General features: G+C 44.1%; 15 protein-coding genes. All 15 read left to right on the forward strand.

Annotated elements, in window-relative coordinates; translation table 11 throughout:
• The first annotated feature begins 29 nt into the window (after positions 1-29).
• The 15 genes from DWY55_RS00395 (at position 30) to DWY55_RS00470 (ending at position 17918) form a co-directional block, all read left to right on the forward strand.
• Positions 30-4031 (forward strand): tape measure protein, encoded by a 4002-nt coding sequence (locus DWY55_RS00395; RefSeq protein ID WP_007564988.1) that lies wholly within the window; start codon positions 30-32, stop codon positions 4029-4031.
• Positions 4032-4033: 2 nt separating this feature from the next.
• Entirely contained in the window at positions 4034-4519 is a 486-nt protein-coding gene (locus DWY55_RS00400; protein ID WP_007564986.1) for a hypothetical protein, read from the forward strand.
• Positions 4516-5442, forward strand: a complete 927-nt coding sequence (locus DWY55_RS00405; protein ID WP_007564984.1) for a hypothetical protein — start codon at positions 4516-4518, stop codon at positions 5440-5442. The genes DWY55_RS00400 and DWY55_RS00405 overlap by 4 nt, the downstream gene beginning before the upstream one ends.
• Positions 5443-5446: 4 nt before the next feature.
• Positions 5447-6187, forward strand: a complete 741-nt coding sequence (locus DWY55_RS00410) for a hypothetical protein (RefSeq protein WP_027200019.1) — start codon at positions 5447-5449, stop codon at positions 6185-6187.
• A gap of 17 nt (positions 6188-6204) precedes the next feature.
• On the forward strand, positions 6205-6960 hold the full coding sequence (locus tag DWY55_RS00415) for a hypothetical protein (RefSeq protein WP_120177941.1): 756 nt from the start codon (positions 6205-6207) through the stop codon (positions 6958-6960).
• 320 nt (positions 6961-7280) lie between these two features.
• The gene (locus tag DWY55_RS00420; protein ID WP_243633616.1) at positions 7281-8423 is read left to right on the forward strand and encodes a hypothetical protein; all 1143 of its coding nucleotides are present in this window, start codon (positions 7281-7283) and stop codon (positions 8421-8423) included.
• 70 nt (positions 8424-8493) lie between these two features.
• Positions 8494-8862 (forward strand): hypothetical protein, encoded by a 369-nt coding sequence (locus tag DWY55_RS00425; protein WP_007564976.1) that lies wholly within the window; start codon positions 8494-8496, stop codon positions 8860-8862.
• Positions 8863-9170: 308 nt separating this feature from the next.
• The gene (locus DWY55_RS00435; RefSeq protein WP_027200022.1) at positions 9171-10196 is read left to right on the forward strand and encodes an RNA-directed DNA polymerase; all 1026 of its coding nucleotides are present in this window, start codon (positions 9171-9173) and stop codon (positions 10194-10196) included.
• Positions 10180-10593 carry a hypothetical protein gene (locus DWY55_RS00440; RefSeq protein ID WP_027200023.1) on the forward strand — a complete coding sequence of 138 codons (414 nt, stop codon included), beginning with the start codon at positions 10180-10182 and terminating at the stop codon, positions 10591-10593. Before DWY55_RS00435 ends, DWY55_RS00440 begins: the two co-directional genes overlap by 17 nt.
• Positions 10594-10780: 187 nt before the next feature.
• Positions 10781-14443: a hypothetical protein gene (locus tag DWY55_RS00445; protein WP_120177944.1), complete on the forward strand. Its 3663-nt coding sequence runs from the start codon at positions 10781-10783 to the stop codon at positions 14441-14443.
• 81 nt (positions 14444-14524) lie between these two features.
• The gene (locus DWY55_RS00450; protein ID WP_120177945.1) at positions 14525-15127 is read left to right on the forward strand and encodes a hypothetical protein; all 603 of its coding nucleotides are present in this window, start codon (positions 14525-14527) and stop codon (positions 15125-15127) included.
• 8 nt (positions 15128-15135) lie between these two features.
• Entirely contained in the window at positions 15136-15723 is a 588-nt protein-coding gene (locus DWY55_RS00455; RefSeq protein WP_120177946.1) for an N-acetylmuramoyl-L-alanine amidase, read from the forward strand.
• A gap of 3 nt (positions 15724-15726) precedes the next feature.
• Positions 15727-16218: a hypothetical protein gene (locus tag DWY55_RS00460; RefSeq protein WP_120177947.1), complete on the forward strand. Its 492-nt coding sequence runs from the start codon at positions 15727-15729 to the stop codon at positions 16216-16218.
• Positions 16219-16518: 300 nt separating this feature from the next.
• Positions 16519-17589 carry a type I restriction endonuclease gene (locus DWY55_RS00465; RefSeq protein WP_120177948.1) on the forward strand — a complete coding sequence of 357 codons (1071 nt, stop codon included), beginning with the start codon at positions 16519-16521 and terminating at the stop codon, positions 17587-17589.
• Complete coding sequence (locus tag DWY55_RS00470; RefSeq protein WP_120177949.1) at positions 17586-17918, forward strand: hypothetical protein; 333 nt, start codon at positions 17586-17588, stop codon at positions 17916-17918. The genes DWY55_RS00465 and DWY55_RS00470 overlap by 4 nt, the downstream gene beginning before the upstream one ends.
• Positions 17919-18052 lie beyond the last annotated feature (134 nt).

The following is an 18052-nucleotide window of genomic DNA, read 5'->3' on the forward strand; positions in this document are numbered from 1 at the left end:
TTTGAAACCTGTGATTAAAGGCAGAAACAATGAACAACGATAAAGGAAGACTGAATTACGGTGTCGGGCTTGACAACTCCCAGTTAAGGGTAGGAGTAGCCGAATCACGGCGTTTGCTCCAAGGCATAGGGCAGACAGCGGTTGACGAAGGCGCAAGGATTGACGATTCATTCAAAAGAATCGGCAGGACTGTCGCAGGCGTGTTTGCCGTGTCTCAGATAAAAGATTTCATCACGCACGTTGCGACTGTCCGTGGAGAATTCCAACAGCTTGAAATCGCTTTCAAAACCATGCTCGGCTCTGCGGGTCAGGCAGATGTTTTGATGACCCAGCTTGTCAAGACAGCCGCCACAACTCCGTTCGGTCTGAAAGACATCGGTCAAGCCGCAAAACAGCTTCTTGCCTACGGTGTCGCCGCAAATGACGTGAACAGCACTTTGATACGCCTCGGGGACATCGCCGCCGGGCTTTCAATCCCTATCAACGACCTTGCCTATCTGTACGGAACGACAATGGTTCAAGGACGTTTGTACACACAAGACCTGAACCAATTCTTGGGGCGTGGTATTCCTCTTATGGAAGAACTCGCAAAACAGTTCGGCGTAGCTGAAAATCAGGTCAAACAACTTGTAGAAGACGGAAAAGTCGGATTCCCCGAAGTTCAGAAAGCCATTGAGAACCTGACCAACGAGGGCGGTAAGTTCGGCGGTCTTATGGAAGCTCAGTCAAAAACAATCACAGGGCAGATTTCAAACATTGAGGACGCAATCGACACAATGTTCAATGCCATAGGTCAGTCACAGGAGGGGGTAATAAACACCTCTCTTGGTCTTGTCTCAACCCTGATTGAGAACTGGGAAACAGTCGGTAACATCCTTTTGACAATCATCGCTACATACGGGGCATATAAAGCCGCCGTTATCGCTGTCGCAGCCGCACATAAATTGATGAACATTTGGGGAACTGTTAGTGCTTTTCTGTCTCTAACAACCTCTATACGTTCAGCCAAAGACGCTATGTTGCTTTTCAACATGGCTGTAAAAGCAAATCCGCTTGGTTTGGTTCTGTCTGTTCTTGCAGCCGCCGTGACAGCTTTCCTTGCTTTCAGAAAATCAACGGACGAAGCCGCTGACGCTCTGAAAAAGGAACGTGAGGAAGCCGAAGCGTTCAACAAACAGGTTAGCGAATCAGCGGGCAAAGCCATTTCAACGTATAAACGTCTTCAAGACGAATACAAGAAATGCAAGTCAGCCCATGAAAAGCGTGAGTGGATAAAAGAAAGTCAGACGAAGTTCAAAGAATTGGGAATTGCCGTCAACAGCGTCAATGATGCTGAAAACATCTTTGTCAAGAACACTTCCTTGATGATGAAAGCATTTCAGAAACGTGCGGAAGCCGCCGCATGGCAATCCCGTCTTGATGAAGCCTACGCAAAGAGGGTTGAACGCCAAATGGCTCTTGAAGACCAAATGGATAAGATTCAGGCGGGAAGCAAAGTGCCGGGATATTCACACACGACACAAGGAGGCTATGAATACGTTGACCGCAACGGAGCATGGGTTTACACCGAGGCAGGTGCGAGAAAAGCCCGCGAAGCGTTCAAACAGACAATCGCCAATGACCCTGTTCTGAACGAAATAGACGCTCGTATAAACAAGTATTCCGAGAAAATGACCTCTGTTTCATCTGACTTTCAAAAACTGTTTGAACAAGCGGGTACAAGCCAGAAGACAACGCAGGAAAAGAACGAGGAAAAGAGACTCGCTAAAGAACAGCAAAAAATCGCCGATGAAACAGCCCAACGCACGGCTAAAATCAAGGAGTATTCAGCAAAGGTTTCAGAAGCAGTTTCACAAGCCGAGATAGACATCCGTCAGGCTCAAATCAACGAACTTGAAGACGGTTATGAAAAGACCGTTGCGCAGGTGCAGTTGAACTATGACCGCCTTATCGCCGAGAACGATAAACGGGCGCAGAAAATGATTGAAGACCTGAAAGACAAAAAAGTGCTTGAATGGCTCAATCAGAACCCGAAAGCGACAAAGGAACAACAGCTTGAATACCGGGCTTCCTTGAACCTGACAACCTCTGACCTTTCTTCCGAGCAGCAAGCAATGTTAAAGTCTTATGCCGAAGTTGCAAGGCAGATTCAAGTCAAAGGTAACAAACAAGCCCTTGACGATATGATGAAAGACATTCTGACCTATGAACAGCAACGTCTAAAAATAACAGAGGAATACGAGAAAAAACGTGAAAGCCTCTATGAAACAGATAAAGACGGCAACAAGAAGCTCCGTAAGGGTGTCACACAAGGAAACGTGGACGAACTGAACCGTGCTGAACAGGAAGCCTATAAAGGCATAGACGAACAGTTCGCACAACGTGAAGAAACGTATCAGGCATGGTGCGATGAAATAGCGGAACTAACCCTTAAACAGTTGAAGAATGTATTAGCGGAGGCAGAAAAGGAACTTGCCGAACTTGAAAAGAACGGCGGGTCTTCTGATAAAATCGCTGTTGCCCGTGCCAAAGTCGCAACAGCCAAAAAGAATGTTGAGAAAGCACAGGCTAAAAATGATATAAATCCCGGCAAACGCTCAATCAAAGAATGGGAGGACTTGTACAAGACGCTTCAAGAATGTGAACGGGAGTTTGAGAGCATTGGCGACACGGTCGGCGGCGTGGCAGGCGAAATCATTTCAACGGCTGGCAGCATCATGACCGCTTCTCTGTCAATGATAAACGGTATTGTTCAGCTTGTGAATATGTCTGCCACCGGTATTCAGGGAACAGCGACAGCGGCAGCAACAGCCATTCAAACGGTTGAAAAGGCTTCTGTCATCCTGACTATCATATCGGCTGCCATGTCAATAGCCATGCAGATTGTGAACCTGTTCAACAATGATGACAAGAAGCAAGAAGAAATTGAAGCCCTGCAGGATAGAATAGACCAACTCCAATGGGAACTTGACAACGCAGATATTGTGCGGTTACAAGAAAATAGCGGAAAAGCGGTTGAACGTGTGAAACGGGCTTTATCTGAGACTTACAAAGAACTCCTGAGAAATAAAATCGCTGTCAATGACGTAGCAGGGGCTTGGCGACTTCTGTTCAGCAACGTTTCAAACAACGCAGCACTGCTTCAAAAGACCGCAGAAAAACTCGCCACGGCGTATGCAAATATCGCTTACACGGCTGACAAGGCTCTCGGGGGTGAGAAATACAGCAACGCCCAAGAACAGCTTAAAAACCTCGCCCAGCAGCAACTTCTTATTCAAGAACAAATCAGGAATGAAGAAGACAAGAAAAAAACAGACCACGGTAAGATTGATGAATGGAACAGAAAAATTGAAGAACTCGGCGCACAGGCTGTCGCCATCATCAATGACATGGTTGAGGACATCATCGGCGGTTCAAGTTCCGATATTGCCAAAGAACTCGGAGACGCTTTTTTTGAAGCGTTTCAGGCTGGCGAAGATTACGCCGAGGCATGGGGCGATAAGGTCAAAGACATCGTGGCTGACGTGATGAAAAGAATGTTGGTTTCCAAGTTTCTTGAAGAACCTCTTGGGGAGATATTCGACAAGTACAAGGCTAAATGGTTCAAGGACGGTCAGTTTATCGGTCTTGACGCTGTTATCCAATCCATGAGTGGTTTCGCTTCTGACTTGAACGCTGTCGGAACAGATTTCGCCAAGATATGGGAAAACCTGCCTGAGAACGTCAAATCAATGTTTGAGGTAACAGCAGACGCAACCCGTGAAGCCTCTCAGAAAGGAATCGCCACAGCTTCGCAAGAAAGTGTTGATGAATTGAACGGACGTGCGACAGCCATTCAGGGGCACACGTATTCAATCGCTGAGAACACGAAAATCATTCTTTCTGTCGTGAACATGATTTTACAGTCAGTATTGAACATTGAGAAACACACCGAAAACATGGCAGGACGCATTGAACGCATTGAAAGCTCAGTCAAAGAGACAAAAGATACAGTTAACGATTTCGCCTTGAAAGGCATAAAAATGATATAAGTATGGAAGACATTATTAGACAAGTTTACGCCCAATGGAGGGTTGCCAAAGAGCAAGCCCGGCAGGAGTGCGATAGCCGTTCCCTGCCAAATATGGCAGAGAAATACCGTATGTGTGATATGTTCAAAGGCACGGAAGATTTACAGAGCCTTATACGGCTGTTCACAAGCCCACAAGGTATGGAGTTCTGTATCAAACACCGTTTCCCGAATATAGCGACTTTCAGGCTGTTCAAGCCGTTCAACCCCGAGAAGTACGGTGTTTACATTGATGCGGGTATAATCACGCTGAGAAACCCGGGAAAAGCGGTTCTTATCGGGCGTACAAACGCAACGATAAACTGTGACACGCTTGAACGCCATGAAATTTTTCTTCTTCACGGGGCTAAAGCGTTCATCAACGCCTCGGGCTGGGCGGTTGTTTCCGTCAAGGGGTCAACGGGTTGCCAACAAATTCGTAACGTGTCAGGAAATGCGGTAATATTATGATGTCAGGACGATTTTACATAGACGGTAAGGATGCGTTCACAGAGTACGGCATCTATGTTCAGGAGGGGGGCTACAACGAACTTGTGGCGTTCCCGCCTCTGAAAGCGGTCACAAGCAACGACTGGCAGGAAGAAGACGGCATAGAACCTGACTTGTCAGAACCTACCTTGAACACGAAGGAATTTTCCTTAAAAATTGTTCTCTCAGGCATGGATTACCGTTGGGGAGGCTTCATAGAACGATTGTCAGACAAAGCCTATCATACGTTTGATTTCAGGGAGATAGGACGTACTTACCGTCTTCGTCTTGTGTCAAACCCTAACACGGATTTGGCAACGCATCTCGGTTTCATCACGATAAAGCTTGCCGATGATTTCCCTTTGGACGGGTACACCTACAAAGAACCTGAAAGCACTGTTCCCGGTTCTGATTATTATGAACTTGACGGGAAGCCGTTCTCTGTTTATGGGGTTCATGTGTTGGAGGGAACGCTTAATGAAATAGAGAAATCGCCGAATGTCAAGACCAGCCTCCTGCGCAATATCAACAAATTGAACGGGGCTTTGTATGACGGGGAAAAAGTGACCTATAAGGCAAAGGACGTAAAGATAAACTGCCTTATGAAAGCCGCCTCACTGACTGAACTGTGGCGCAACTATAACGCTCTGCTGTATGACCTTGTGCGTCCTGAACAACGGCTGTTATACTCTGATGAAACGGGATATGAATACCCCTGCCATTATAAAAGCTGTTCCGTGTCCGAGTTTTACGCCTCTGATAAAATATGGCTCAAATTTACCGTTACCGTATGCTTCATTTCATTCAGGCTTGAAGACGATGAATTTGTGCTTGCCACGGAAACACGGGATTTGGTTGTGACAGAAGACGGGGAGTTTGCGATTGACTTACGAAAAATAATATGACATTATGGGATTGAAAAGAATTAAAATCAGCGAATTAACCCTTTCCGACAATCTGAAAGGATTATACACTATCGGCGTTAAGCTGATAAATGGGGTTCAAACGAGCGTCAAGGTCAGTCTGGAACACATTCAGACCGCCTATGAAAATGCCGTAGCCGCAACGAAAAAAGCCGAGACAGCCGCCAATAGTGCGAACACCGCAGCGGGTTCAGCCAACAGTGCCGCTTCCTCTGCAAACAATGCGGCTACGAAAGCAAACACGGCGGCGGGAAACGCTGACAAGGCAACCGCAGCAGCAAATACCGCCACAACCAACGCAAACAATGCGGCAACAAAAGCAAATACCGCCGCTTCCAATGCGGACAAAGCCCGTGAAGATTTAGAAGAGATAAAGGAAGCCGCCGTGACCGCCACCAACTCAGCCAACAGTGCCGCTTCCTCTGCCAACAGTGCGGCTACGAAAGCAAACACGGCGGCGGGAAACGCTGACACGCAAGCTGACCGGGCAAAGGAACAGGCTGACAACCCGCCCAAAATGGGAGACAATGGAAATTGGTGGAAATGGGATGAAGCTCAGAAAAAGTATGTCGATACAGGTGTGCTCGCAAAAGGCGGCGTGCTGTACCCGACATTCAGCATAGACGATGATGACATGATTCTATACATGGAATTTGAAGATGAAGTAAGCGACAAACTTATCAAGTTTGATGAACAGACGGGAGAACTTTATTTGAATGTTGGATAACTTAAAGTTACACGAATATGACAAAGATACCTTTAGGAAAAGTGGCGTTTACGGACGCAGGTTCTTATAACGCCGGAAAGACTTACAAGCGGTTTGACTTTGTTGACACGGAAGACAGTTCCTATTTGTCGTTACAAGACAATAACAATGGACACGCCGTCACTGAAACCGCTTGGTGGAAATGCCTCGCACGGGGCACAAAAGCCACAGAAGCCGCAAAAAAAGCCAACGATGCGGCTGCATTGGCAAACGAAAAAGCTGTGGCGGCAGATACGGCGGCTGGGCGTGTGAATGCCGCAATAACGCAAGCCAATACCGCTGCCACAAACGCTCAACAACAAGCGTCAGCCGCAGGAGAAGCGGCGGCAGAAGCAACGGAAAGTGTGGCTGAAATGAACGCCGCCCTCGCCCGTTTGGAAGAATTGGAGCAGACAATCACGGCTAAAGACCGTAAACAGCCAACGGGAATGGAATTAGAGTTTCCTAAAAAAATAACAAAAGGGAACAAAGACATTCTGAGAGTAATAGCTACCCTATCCCCGGCGGGAACGGGTAACAATGTCCTTTTCTTGGGCGATGACAAAGCGGTTTCCGTTGCCCCTGACGGTTTTCTGACCGTGAACAGTGTCGGCATAAGCAAAATACACGTCATTCCGACAGAAAACACAAGCATTTATCGAACCATTGATATTGAAGTCGTTCCGCAGTCTGTCAGGCTTTGCACGAAATCAACTTTGCGCCTAACCGCAAATGGCAAATTCAGGTTCAATTAAAATAATTTTTCAACAAATAAAACTTTTAAATTATGGCACTATCAACAGATGAAGAAAACAAAGTAAGGGAAATCATTGAAGCGTTCACAAACGGAAAACGATTGAGTGACTTACCCAATGTTTCTGGGAATAACCCATTCAATCTTTTGTGTGAGGTCTTAGAAGACGGAGAAAGCAAAAAAGCAGCTCTCGCAACTATGTTGCCTTATATGGAAGAGCAGTGTATGTACGGCATTGAGCGAGACAAGACCGTTTCATCACGTTTAGTAACCCGAATTGGCAATACTGCTCTTCACAAGTCCCTTCCCGTACATAACCGCATGAGGGGCTGTCTTCTTGACGATGACGGCAACGTGGTTGAATATCTCAATCCACGTGATTGGACGGGGCATGTCAGAGACGGTTCACGGGGACAAGTCATGGTCGAGTTTGGGGACTTCTATTGCCGTTTTGAAACAAGCGCAAATATTGAGCGGGTCAAATTCTCTCTCTTTCCTCTTCCCGGCTATCGTTATGTTCCTTTGATGTACGTATCGGCATACGAAGCTACTGTTCAGAGAAGTACGAACAAGCTATCTTCTGTGGTCAATACAACGGCTGACTACCGAGGCGGTGCAAATCAGGCTGACTGGGACACACTCTCAAAAACGGTTCTCGGAAGACCAGCTACACAAATCAGCCGCACGAATTTCAGAACGTATGCCCGAAACAGAAAAGCGGGCAGCACTAAGTGGAACTGTATGACGTATGACGTTCAAAAGATGCTCTATTGGCTCTTTGTTGTTGAATACGCAACGCTCAACTCTCAGGAGGCTTTCAACACCCAATTGACGGCTGAGGGCTATCGTCAAGGCGGTCTCGGAGACGGGGTTACAACACTTGACAGCGGCAAATGGAACACGTTTAACGGTTATTATCCTTTTATCCCTTGTGGCTATACGGATGAACTCGGAAACGGAACAGGCGAAAAAGAATATACCATGCCCACTGAATATGACGCTTCTTCAAAGAAAGTCAAAGTGTGCCGTTATCGTGGTATCGAAAACCCGTTTGGGCATATTTGGCAGTGGACTGATGGCATCAACGTACGCATTAATCCCGGCTCGAACGGCTTGTCAGAAGTCTTTGTTTGCTCTGACCCCTCAAAATTCAATGACAGTAACTATAACGGATATAGTCATGTTGGGAATGAAGCCCGTGCCGAGGGATATGTTAAAGAAATTATTTTTGGAGAAAGCGGCGAAATCATTCCTGCTCTCGTAGGCGGCGGTTCTACCACATATTTCTGTGACTATCACTATACAAACATCCCTGCTTCGGTGGCTCTCCGTGGTGTCCTGTTCGGCGGGCACGCGAATGACGGTGCGGGTGCGGGTCTCGCTTATGCGCTTTCGCATGACGCCCCCTCGAGTACGTATGCGTATCTCGGTTCTCGCCTTTGCTTTATACCCACGTCAGCGTAACACGCTTTGAGTGATAACCTTTTCCCTGCCTCTTTGTGGGGCAGGGTTCAAATAATAACAGTATAAAACGATGATTGAAGAAATGAACAACATACCAAAAGAAGATGACGGAAGCCTCGCTTTCCTGAATATCCCGAGAGATGAAAACAGCAGGAGTTTCAATTGTGATGAAACGACACAATCAAAACTCGTAAACACCACGTTTTGGGTGGTTGATTTCATTGAAGAAGTTCCGACAAGATTCAGCAAGGCTAAAGGAGTAAAAGGTCAGACGCTTGTAAAAATCAAGCCATCAAAAGACAGTTTGGAATCAGATGCCAAGAAATTTTTCACTGGTTCATCCGACATTCTTTATGTTTTGAAGAAAATCAAAGAAATGAATAAGTTTCCCCGAAAAGTTACTTTGAGGGGTAACGGTAACAGATATTATTTTGAATAAGAAAACAATGAAATAACAAAATAAAAAAGGTGGGTCATTCTTGTGGTGTCCTGTTCAGCGGTAACGCGAATAACAGTGCGAATGCAGGTCTCGCTTATGCGAATTCGAATAACACCCCCTCGAATACGAATGCGAATATCGGTTCTCACCTATGCTTTAAAATTGGTTTTGACAATATGAAACAATATAAAAGAATGACAGCCTTGCCACTTGGCAAAAGATTTCAAGCAAACCTCCTAAAAGTGTTGGTAGGAACGCCTGTTGTATGGGCTACCGAAGACTCTGAATAAGAAAAGCAAAGCAAAAAGATGAAAAGAATAGGTAATTTATACAATAAAGTAATCTCCGTGGAAAATTTGCGTGAAGCTGACGAAAAAGCACGCAAAGGCAAAACAAACACATACGGAGTTAAAGTTCACGACAAAAATCGTGAAGCAAATATTCTTGCTCTTCATGAAGCATTGCTGACAAAGACGTTCAAAACCTCCCCTTATGATGTCTTCACGATTTTTGAACCCAAGGAGAGGCTTATTTTCCGTCTTCCATACTATCCTGACAGAATAGTACATCATGCCGTCATGAATGTTCTTGAACCGATTTGGGTCAGGACTTTCACGCACAATACTTTTTCATGTGTCAAGGGACGTGGGATAGAGGGGTGTGCCCGGCATATAGATAAAATCATTGAGAAGTACAAAGGCAAGCCATTATACTGTCTTAAAATTGATATAACCAAATATTATCCCTCCATTAACCATGAAGTCTTAAAAAAAATTGTACGCCGGAAGATAAAAGACAAAGACCTACTGTGGCTTCTTGATGAAATTATTGACAGCGCAGAGGGGCTTCCTATCGGGAACTATCTTTCACAATATCTCGCCAACCTGTTCTTGTGCTATTTCATGCACCGTGTGAACGAAGTATTGAAACTTGACGCAGCCGAATACGCTGATGACATCACGTTTTTCTCTTCATCAAAAGAACAACTGCGGGAAGCGTTCAAAGAGATAAGAAAAATGATTGAAGATGAACTAAAACTGAAAATCAAAGGAAACTATCAGATATTCCCAATAGCAGCCAACCGTTATGACAAACACGGGCGTGCGCTTGATTATGTCGGTTACAAGTTCTACCGTAATCAAAAACTTATCAGAAAGAGTATAAAGAAGAATTTCTGCCATACCGTTTCACGGCTAAACCGACGTACCCCATTGCTTGACGCAAAGGCTTATAAACAAGCTGTTGCCCCGTGGCTCGGTTGGGCAAAACATAGTGATAGTAAACATTTATTAAAAACAATCATTAAACCGTGTTATTATGATAGCATTTTATGACAATCAGCCTGCCAAATTGGAGGCAGTCGGAAACGGAAGTTACGTTTACCGCTTCAACATTCAGAAAGTTGAAAAACCCGCCACCGTTGAACCAAGCGAACTCGCTTCTGACGATGAAGCCCCGGTTCAGGAACAATGGAAATGTGAAGAAGCTACCGTGTGGGCTCCGCTTTCTTCAAACAAGATAACTGAAACAGTTATCACGGAGAAGTGGGACAACAACCGGGAACAAAAACTTGTGAATGAGTTCAACGCAGCGAACCTCGGTATGATTGGAGGGGCGAAATCAAGCGAGGAAGCCAAGGCAAAGATTGAGGCATACAAAGCCTATCTATCCGAACGTGCTACCCTGAAAGCGCAAGTGGATGCAGACTGCCTTGAATACGGTATTCTGTAACTTGTAAAAACCGCTTCCCGTCACGTTATTCAAACATAAAATGTGACGGGAAGAATGGTTATTCTTGAAAAAGCCTTTTTTTAGCCCCGTAGAACGCTTAAAAAGTGATTACAATATAATCATACCATTTTAAAAAGAAAGTTTAACCACGGGGAAATTCGGAAAAAATAACTCAAAGTTTAGTAGTATGATAATTTACAATAATGCCGGAAACAAGGTTCTTGAAATCGAGGTTGATGATAACAGTTATCGCAATAGGGCTGTCATGGGAGACCATAGTTTAACGTTGTACTATTCACTCCCCGAACACGTTGAAATCCCAGTAGGCTCTTACTGTGAGTTTCAAGGCGAAACGTTCACGCTCAAACGCCCGGAGAATTTCAAGATGAAACATAAAAGACTGTTTGAATACACGGTGCTTTTTGACCCGCCCGAAGCAAACGCAAAAGTTTGGAAATTCAGAAACCCGGTTGACGGACGTTTGAAATTTTCGTTGACTGCAAAGCCGCATGAACATCTTCAAATGTTTGTTGACAATATGAACCGCCGTGACAAAGGATGGACGGTTGGCGAATGTATTGACGGTGTTGAAACCCTGATTGCCTATGACCATGATTTTTGTATTGACGCTCTAACCCGCATGGCATCAACATTCAAGACAGAATACGAGTTTACGGGAAAACGTGTGTCATTACGTAAGATTGAATACAACAAAAGTAACCCCCTCCCGCTGTCTTATGGATGTGGCAACGGGTTCAAGCCGGGTGTCGGACGTTCAAATACGGGAGACAACCCGCCAACGGAAATTTTGTTCGTTCAAGGCGGTACGGACAATATAGACCCGTCAAAATACGGTTCTTCCGAGCTTCTTCTTCCCAAGAACCAAACACTCGCTTATGACGGCGAACATTTTGAAGATGAAGACGGCTTCATAGCCAAGAACGCCCGCCGTTATGTCGTTGATGAAGCAGGGCTTTCAATACGCCGTGATGACAAACAACTGTCATCACTCGCCGAAGATAGTCTTGACTGTTCTGAGATTTACCCGAAACGTGTCGGTACGGTCAACACGGTTGTAGTTATTGATGAGAAAAACAACTTTTATGACATTGTTGACACGTCAATCCCATCTTCACTGAATTATGAAGAATGCTTGATAGAGGGGGAAACTATGACCGTTGTTTTTCAGACGGGTATGCTTGCCGGACGGGAGTTTGAGGTTAAATATTACCATAATGCCGTTAAAGGAAAGGCGGCACGCCGTTTTGAGATTGTTCCCGCAGACATAGACGGGCAAACTATGCCAAATACCACATTCGCCCCTAAATCGGGCGATAAGTATGCCGTATTCAAATGTATGCTTCCCACGGCTTACATTTGTGATAATGCCACGAAAACAGGCGCATCATGGGATATGTTCCGGGCGGCTGTAAAATGCTTGTTTGATAATGAAGACCTGAAATTCACATTCACGGGGGAACTTGACGGGATATGGTCGAAAAAAGATTGGGTAAACATCGGGGGGCGCATCAAACTCGGAGGATATATCCGTTTCTCTGACGAACAGTTTCAGAAAGATGGCGTTCTCGTGCGTATAACGGGTATAAAAGATTATATCAACAAACCACATAGCCCCGTGATTGAACTTTCAAACACAACGGTAAGCGGCAGTGTTTCATCAACATTGAATGACCTGAAAAGTGAGGAAGTCATCGTTGATGACCTACACCGTGACGCTATTCAATTCACAAAAAGACGGTTCAGGGACGCAAAGGAAACAATCAGCATGTTGGAAGAAGCATTGCTCGACAATTTCACGAACTCAATCAACCCGATTGCCGTTCAAACGATGTCAATGCTTGTAGGCGATGAAAGTCTTCAATTCCGTTTTGTGAACTCAAAGACAACCCCCGTCCCGGTTACGCACAGAATTGTCTATGACAATGAGACGAAACAACTGACAGCGGCAGCGGGTATCATACAACACATGACCCTCGGTATCAATACGGTTAGTGCATCGCACAAGGTTTCGGAATATAAATTTTGGGATATGACAGCCTACACAAGCGCATTGCTTGATGACGGTAAGAAGAAGTATTATTTGTATGCAAAAGTCTCAAAGACGGCACAAACAGGTGTTTTCACCCTGTCTGAAAATGCAATCAAATTAGAGGGTGTTTCAGGCTTCTATCATCTTCTTGTCGGTGTCCTGAACTCTGAATATAATGAAGAACGGAGTTTTGTCACTCTGTACGGTTTTACAGAAATCCTTCCGGGACGTATCACGACAGACAAGATTGTTTCCACAGACGGGAACACTTATTTTGATTTATTGAAAGGTATCATATCCGGGCAAATAAAGTTCAAATCAGGTTCATCGGGCTTATATGAACTTGATGAATGGGAAGCCGTGAACGGTTTGATAACTCAGGCTCAGAACACCGCCAACGCCGCCGTAGAGAGCGCAAAGAACGCCAATACCGCCGTTGGAAATTTAAACGACTATGTGGACGGTGCGTTCGCTGACGGCATTATTACGGAAGCGGAAGCGAAAGCGATTGAGAAGTACATCAACACAGTGAACAACACGAAAGCCGCCGTGGAAGCTGCGTATAACAAACTGTACACAAACGCCTATCTTACGGGAACGGCAAAAACCGGGCTTCTGAATGCCAAGGTTACGCTTATGGGCAGTATTGAGAACCTTATCAGCGCAATCAATTCCGCTATCGCCGATGGTAAAACCACCGTAACCGAAAAAAACAATGTTGACAGTAAATACGCCACTTTCAACAGTGCGTATGCAGACTTTAATACAGCCGTAGAAGCCGCCAATAAAGCTATTCAAGACACGCTGAAAGGGTATTCAGATTCGGTTCTAAACACCGCCAACGCCGCCGTAGAGAGCGCAAAGAACGCCATTGCACAGGATTTGGGTTACGCGAATTTCGCTGATTTGGCAGAGAAAGCCGCCGCGAATGAAACCATTATTGTAGGAGGCAAAATCAACACAACATTGATTAACGCAGAACTTATAGTTACGGCGGCTTTGCTTGCCAAATTGGTTAAAGTGACCGAACTTATTGCAGAAAATTTGACTGTTACCGGAAATTCAAAAATAGCCGGGTTCAGCGTCAGTGGAAACGGGCTTACCAACACCCCGTTTAACAATGATGCGTATGTGATATTCCGTAATGACGCACATAAATGTTTTGCGGGTATCGGAGGAAACGTGCTGCCGACATCATCAGGGTTGAGAGCCGTAGCAAGATTTGAGAATGAAGACACGTCCGATTGGTGGGGTTTGGGACGGAATGTCGCAATGTTGCTTTCTGCCAAAAACGGAACGTATAACCATGCTTTTTTAGGCGATGGCAACGGTACTCTGAACGGATGGATAGACGGCTACAAGTACAGCAAGCTTACGCTTTCTTCCGCTAATACAATTTATAACGGTTATTCCAATCTTAAAGACAATAACCGATGGGTAATTTATAGCAGCGTGGATAATTCAGGAATAACTCTGCCAAAACTCTCAGAGGTCAGAGAGGCACTTGGAATAGGCACAAGCACAAAGTTTTGTGTGGTATTTACCGTTATCTCAGACCTTGATTCAAAGGATTTCGATATATACGGAAGAAATAGCAAGAAGAGTAGTGATGGAACTTACCCATGGAATACGTCTGAATACCCCAATTTGGTACATTGGGACAACGACCACTGGGACAGCGTGGCAATGGGAGCAGGTGACAGCCTTACGGTGTTGCTTATATATGATTCAAGTAAAGGAGGAAGCAAAGGCGGTTATCCCCTGACCTATACAGCGAGAATAATCAATAGACAGAATTAAAATAGATTATAATTAAACAACTTTAAAAGTGAGTATATTGTAATCAGTTTGTATATATTTGCAAATAAAACTCAAAGACTTATGGAATATTTACCAGCTATTATCAGCGCAATAGGCACAATCATCGCCGCATGGTTTGCTTATAATCAGTACACGAAAAACAAGCTCACGGACTTAAAAATTGAGAAGTTCAGAAAGGATGAAGAAATCAAAAGCATTCGCCGAGCCGATAATTCTTCTATCGTTTACGGGGAATTATGGAACATTCTTCACGAACTTGACGCTGACAGAGTTTATATTGTTCAGCCCCACCCGTTGGGCAATGAAAGTCTGTTATCAATCTATTATGAAGTAAAGCGTAAAGGTGTTGAGCCAATGAAGCCACATGTACAAAATCTTCGTATCGCAGACGTGGCTAAATTCAGTTCTGATATGGTTAAAAACCTGTTTATGTATATCACGGATATAGACACACAGGTTCAAGACAAATACGCAAAATCAATTCTATCAAGTTACGGATGCGAGGCGGCTGTGGTAAAGCGTTTAAATGATAACAAGCATGATTGGGTCGGTTCAATTTTCTGTGAGTTTACACGCCCGATTCATGTATCAGAAGATGAAGCGAGAGAGATTATGCACCGATGTGCGATGAATATTCAATACCTATTACCAGAATATAAATAAGAACGAGTATGAAAATTCTAATTGACAACGGTCACGGGGTTGACACGGCGGGCAAGCGTTCCCCTGACGGCTCTTTGAGAGAGTACAAATACGCAAGAGAAATAGCCGAAAAAGTTGTATCAGAGTTGAAGAAACGAGGCTTTGACGCTGAACGTATCGTCACAGAAGAAAACGACATCAGCCTATCCGAACGGTGTCGGCGTGTAAATTCCATTTGTGACAGAGTAGGAACGAAGAACGTCATTTTCGTTTCTATTCATTGTAATGCAGCGGGAAACGGTTCTCAATGGATGAACGCACGTGGATGGGAAGCGTGGACTTCTGTCGGTCAGACAGCCGCCGATAAAATGGCAGACTGTCTGTATAAGGCGGCAGAGGAAACAGACTTCAAAATTAGAAAGGACACAACGGACGGAGACCCCGACAAGGAGGGGCATTTGTATATCTTGAAACACACGAAATGCCCCGCCGTTCTGACTGAGAACCTTTTTCAAGACAATAAAGAAGACGTGGCGTTTCTTCTGTCAGAAGCTGGAAAAGAAACGATTGTCTGTCTTCATGTCAAAGGTATTATCAACTACTTAAAGACAATCTGAAAAATGAAACATCTTCCCTTGCTCTTACTATTGACATTCATTATAGGCGGCTGTGCTTCAAGCCGCCGCCTTTCTGAAAGCGTTCATCAACAAGACAGCATTGGTATTAGGGTTGAAACCCGTATTGAATATGTACCCGATACTGTCTTTATTGAAATACCGGCACAAACGTCAGAACGTGAAACAGCCGATAGTACATCGCATCTTGAAAACGATTACGCAACGTCTGACGCACGGATAAACCCTGACGGAACTTTATACCATAATTTGAAGACTAAGCCGCAGAAAAAACCCGTAGAGTTTGAAAAGCCCGTTGAACGCAAAGACAGCGTTATTTATAAGACAAAGACCGTAACAAAAACGAAAATCGAAAAAGTTCCCCGTGACCTTACTTGGTGGCAGAAAACACAGATTTACGGCTTTTGGGTCATTCTTTTCATTCTTGTGATTATTTACAGGAAAAAGATTTTATCCCTTGTAAAATGGCTTATCTGATTATCTTATAAAGAAATAAAATCGGAAATTATATCGGAATTTGGCAATTATCTGTATCTTTGAACCGACATATTTGAAAAGTATAGCGTTTGCTATTGTTTTGAGGTCAAGAAAATCGCCAATTTTTATGCAGCCTTAAAAGCAATGGTAGATGCCCACGTCATATCCGTGGGCATTTCCCTTGTTAGGCTGCTGGTGTTTGGCGATACCTCTTGACCAATAAAGGAATGCCCACGTTTTTTTGTGTGTATCTGTGAACAACGGCAACCACTATAAGAAGAACCGTTAAATAACAGATATATGGATTTCAAAGATTCAATAAAACAAATCTCAGAACGAATCGAGACCCTCAAAGCCAATCTTCCGACAGAAGAAGCGACAAAGACGGCTTTGATTATGCCTTTTATAAACGCATTGGGGTATGATGTCTTCAACCCTTTGGAGGTGTTGCCTGAAATGTGTTGTGACATCGGCACAAAGAAAGGCGAAAAAATTGATTACGCCATAATGAAAGACGGCGAGCCGATTATACTTATTGAGTGCAAGCATTGGGAACAAGACCTAAACCTGCATGACAATCAACTGTTACGTTACTTCAATGTCTCAAAGGCAAAATTCGGCGTATTGACAAACGGCATAACATACAGGTTTTACACAGACCTTTCAGAACCAAACATTATGGATGAAAAGCCGTTCTTGGAAATCAATATGCTTGACCTGAAAGACACGCAAATCGAAGAATTGAAGAAATTCCATAAATCGTATTTTGATGTTGATATGATTCTGAGTTCAGCAAGCGAACTTAAATACATGGGGGAATTAAGAACCGTCATCGGGAAAGAGTTCACGAATCCGTCCACTGATTTTGTGCGTTTCTTCGGGAAACAAGTGTACGAGGGGGTATTTACACCGAAAGTGCTTGAACAGTTCACGACACTTGTAAAGCGGACAATTAACAACTATGTTAGCGATATAATATCAGACAGGCTGAAAGCTGCCATAAAAGATGAAGAACAGCCCACAGAACAAGGCATGCCAACGGTTCAACAACCGACAGAAGAACAGCCAGATAACGGGATTGTTACCACAGAGGAAGAACTGGAAGCATTCTATATCGTGAAATCACTTCTGAGAAACATTTTCCCGGCTGAACGGATAACTTATAAAGACACACGTTCTTATTTCGGTGTTTCCATAGACAATAATGTGCGAAAGACTGTCTGCCGCTTTTATTTTGACCCTCCTACAAGAAAAAGACTTGCGGTCATTGACGAAAACAAAAGTGAAAAGATGTACAAGTTAAATTCAATCAATGATATTTATAACTATGCCGATACTCTGATTGAGGCGGCAAAAAAATATTCATTATGAGGATTATTATTTTATTAATCATATCTATGGGGCTGTTCCTTTCTTGTGGAAATGGCAAGAAACTACCCAATGTAGGAGATAAGGTTTATGTGGTTCAAGAATGTCTTTCTGCTGTCAGTGAAGATGATTTTGCAGAATTGAACAAGGTGTGCAATAGAAAAGACGAAAGCAGGTTGGAAGAAATGATATTATCAGAAAAGGTTTTTATACTAAATCCAACAAATGAGTGTAAATTGATTGAGGCTAAATTTGGCAAATATAAAATTCGAGTAAAAGTTGATTGGGATAAAGAAATAGACTTGTGGGTTGCTTCTGAATTTATCAAATAAATATACATGCACATGAGAATAACATCAAGAAGTCAGCTAACACCGAATGGCGTTTTCTGTGCCCCGATGATTCCGGCAATGATAATTTACACCGATAAAAGATTTGGGCGGCACATACAGAAAATTCGATGAAA

The organism is Bacteroides sp. AF25-38AC (assembly GCF_003602995.1).
GTDB classification, from domain to species: domain Bacteria; phylum Bacteroidota; class Bacteroidia; order Bacteroidales; family Bacteroidaceae; genus Bacteroides; species Bacteroides uniformis.

Coding starts and splice junctions, on each gene's coding strand:
- DWY55_RS00415 (WP_120177941.1), top strand. CDS start 6,205: ATGACAAAGATACCTTTAGGAAAAGTGGCGTTTACGGACGCAGGTTCT.
- DWY55_RS00395 (WP_007564988.1), top strand. CDS start 30: ATGAACAACGATAAAGGAAGACTGAATTACGGTGTCGGGCTTGACAAC.
- DWY55_RS00425 (WP_007564976.1), top strand. CDS start 8,494: ATGATTGAAGAAATGAACAACATACCAAAAGAAGATGACGGAAGCCTC.
- DWY55_RS00470 (WP_120177949.1), top strand. CDS start 17,586: ATGAGGATTATTATTTTATTAATCATATCTATGGGGCTGTTCCTTTCT.
- DWY55_RS00410 (WP_027200019.1), top strand. CDS start 5,447: ATGGGATTGAAAAGAATTAAAATCAGCGAATTAACCCTTTCCGACAAT.
- DWY55_RS00445 (WP_120177944.1), top strand. CDS start 10,781: ATGATAATTTACAATAATGCCGGAAACAAGGTTCTTGAAATCGAGGTT.
- DWY55_RS00440 (WP_027200023.1), top strand. CDS start 10,180: ATGATAGCATTTTATGACAATCAGCCTGCCAAATTGGAGGCAGTCGGA.
- DWY55_RS00455 (WP_120177946.1), top strand. CDS start 15,136: ATGAAAATTCTAATTGACAACGGTCACGGGGTTGACACGGCGGGCAAG.
- DWY55_RS00405 (WP_007564984.1), top strand. CDS start 4,516: ATGATGTCAGGACGATTTTACATAGACGGTAAGGATGCGTTCACAGAG.
- DWY55_RS00460 (WP_120177947.1), top strand. CDS start 15,727: ATGAAACATCTTCCCTTGCTCTTACTATTGACATTCATTATAGGCGGC.
- DWY55_RS00450 (WP_120177945.1), top strand. CDS start 14,525: ATGGAATATTTACCAGCTATTATCAGCGCAATAGGCACAATCATCGCC.
- DWY55_RS00420 (WP_243633616.1), top strand. CDS start 7,281: ATGAGGGGCTGTCTTCTTGACGATGACGGCAACGTGGTTGAATATCTC.
- DWY55_RS00400 (WP_007564986.1), top strand. CDS start 4,034: ATGGAAGACATTATTAGACAAGTTTACGCCCAATGGAGGGTTGCCAAA.
- DWY55_RS00435 (WP_027200022.1), top strand. CDS start 9,171: ATGAAAAGAATAGGTAATTTATACAATAAAGTAATCTCCGTGGAAAAT.
- DWY55_RS00465 (WP_120177948.1), top strand. CDS start 16,519: ATGGATTTCAAAGATTCAATAAAACAAATCTCAGAACGAATCGAGACC.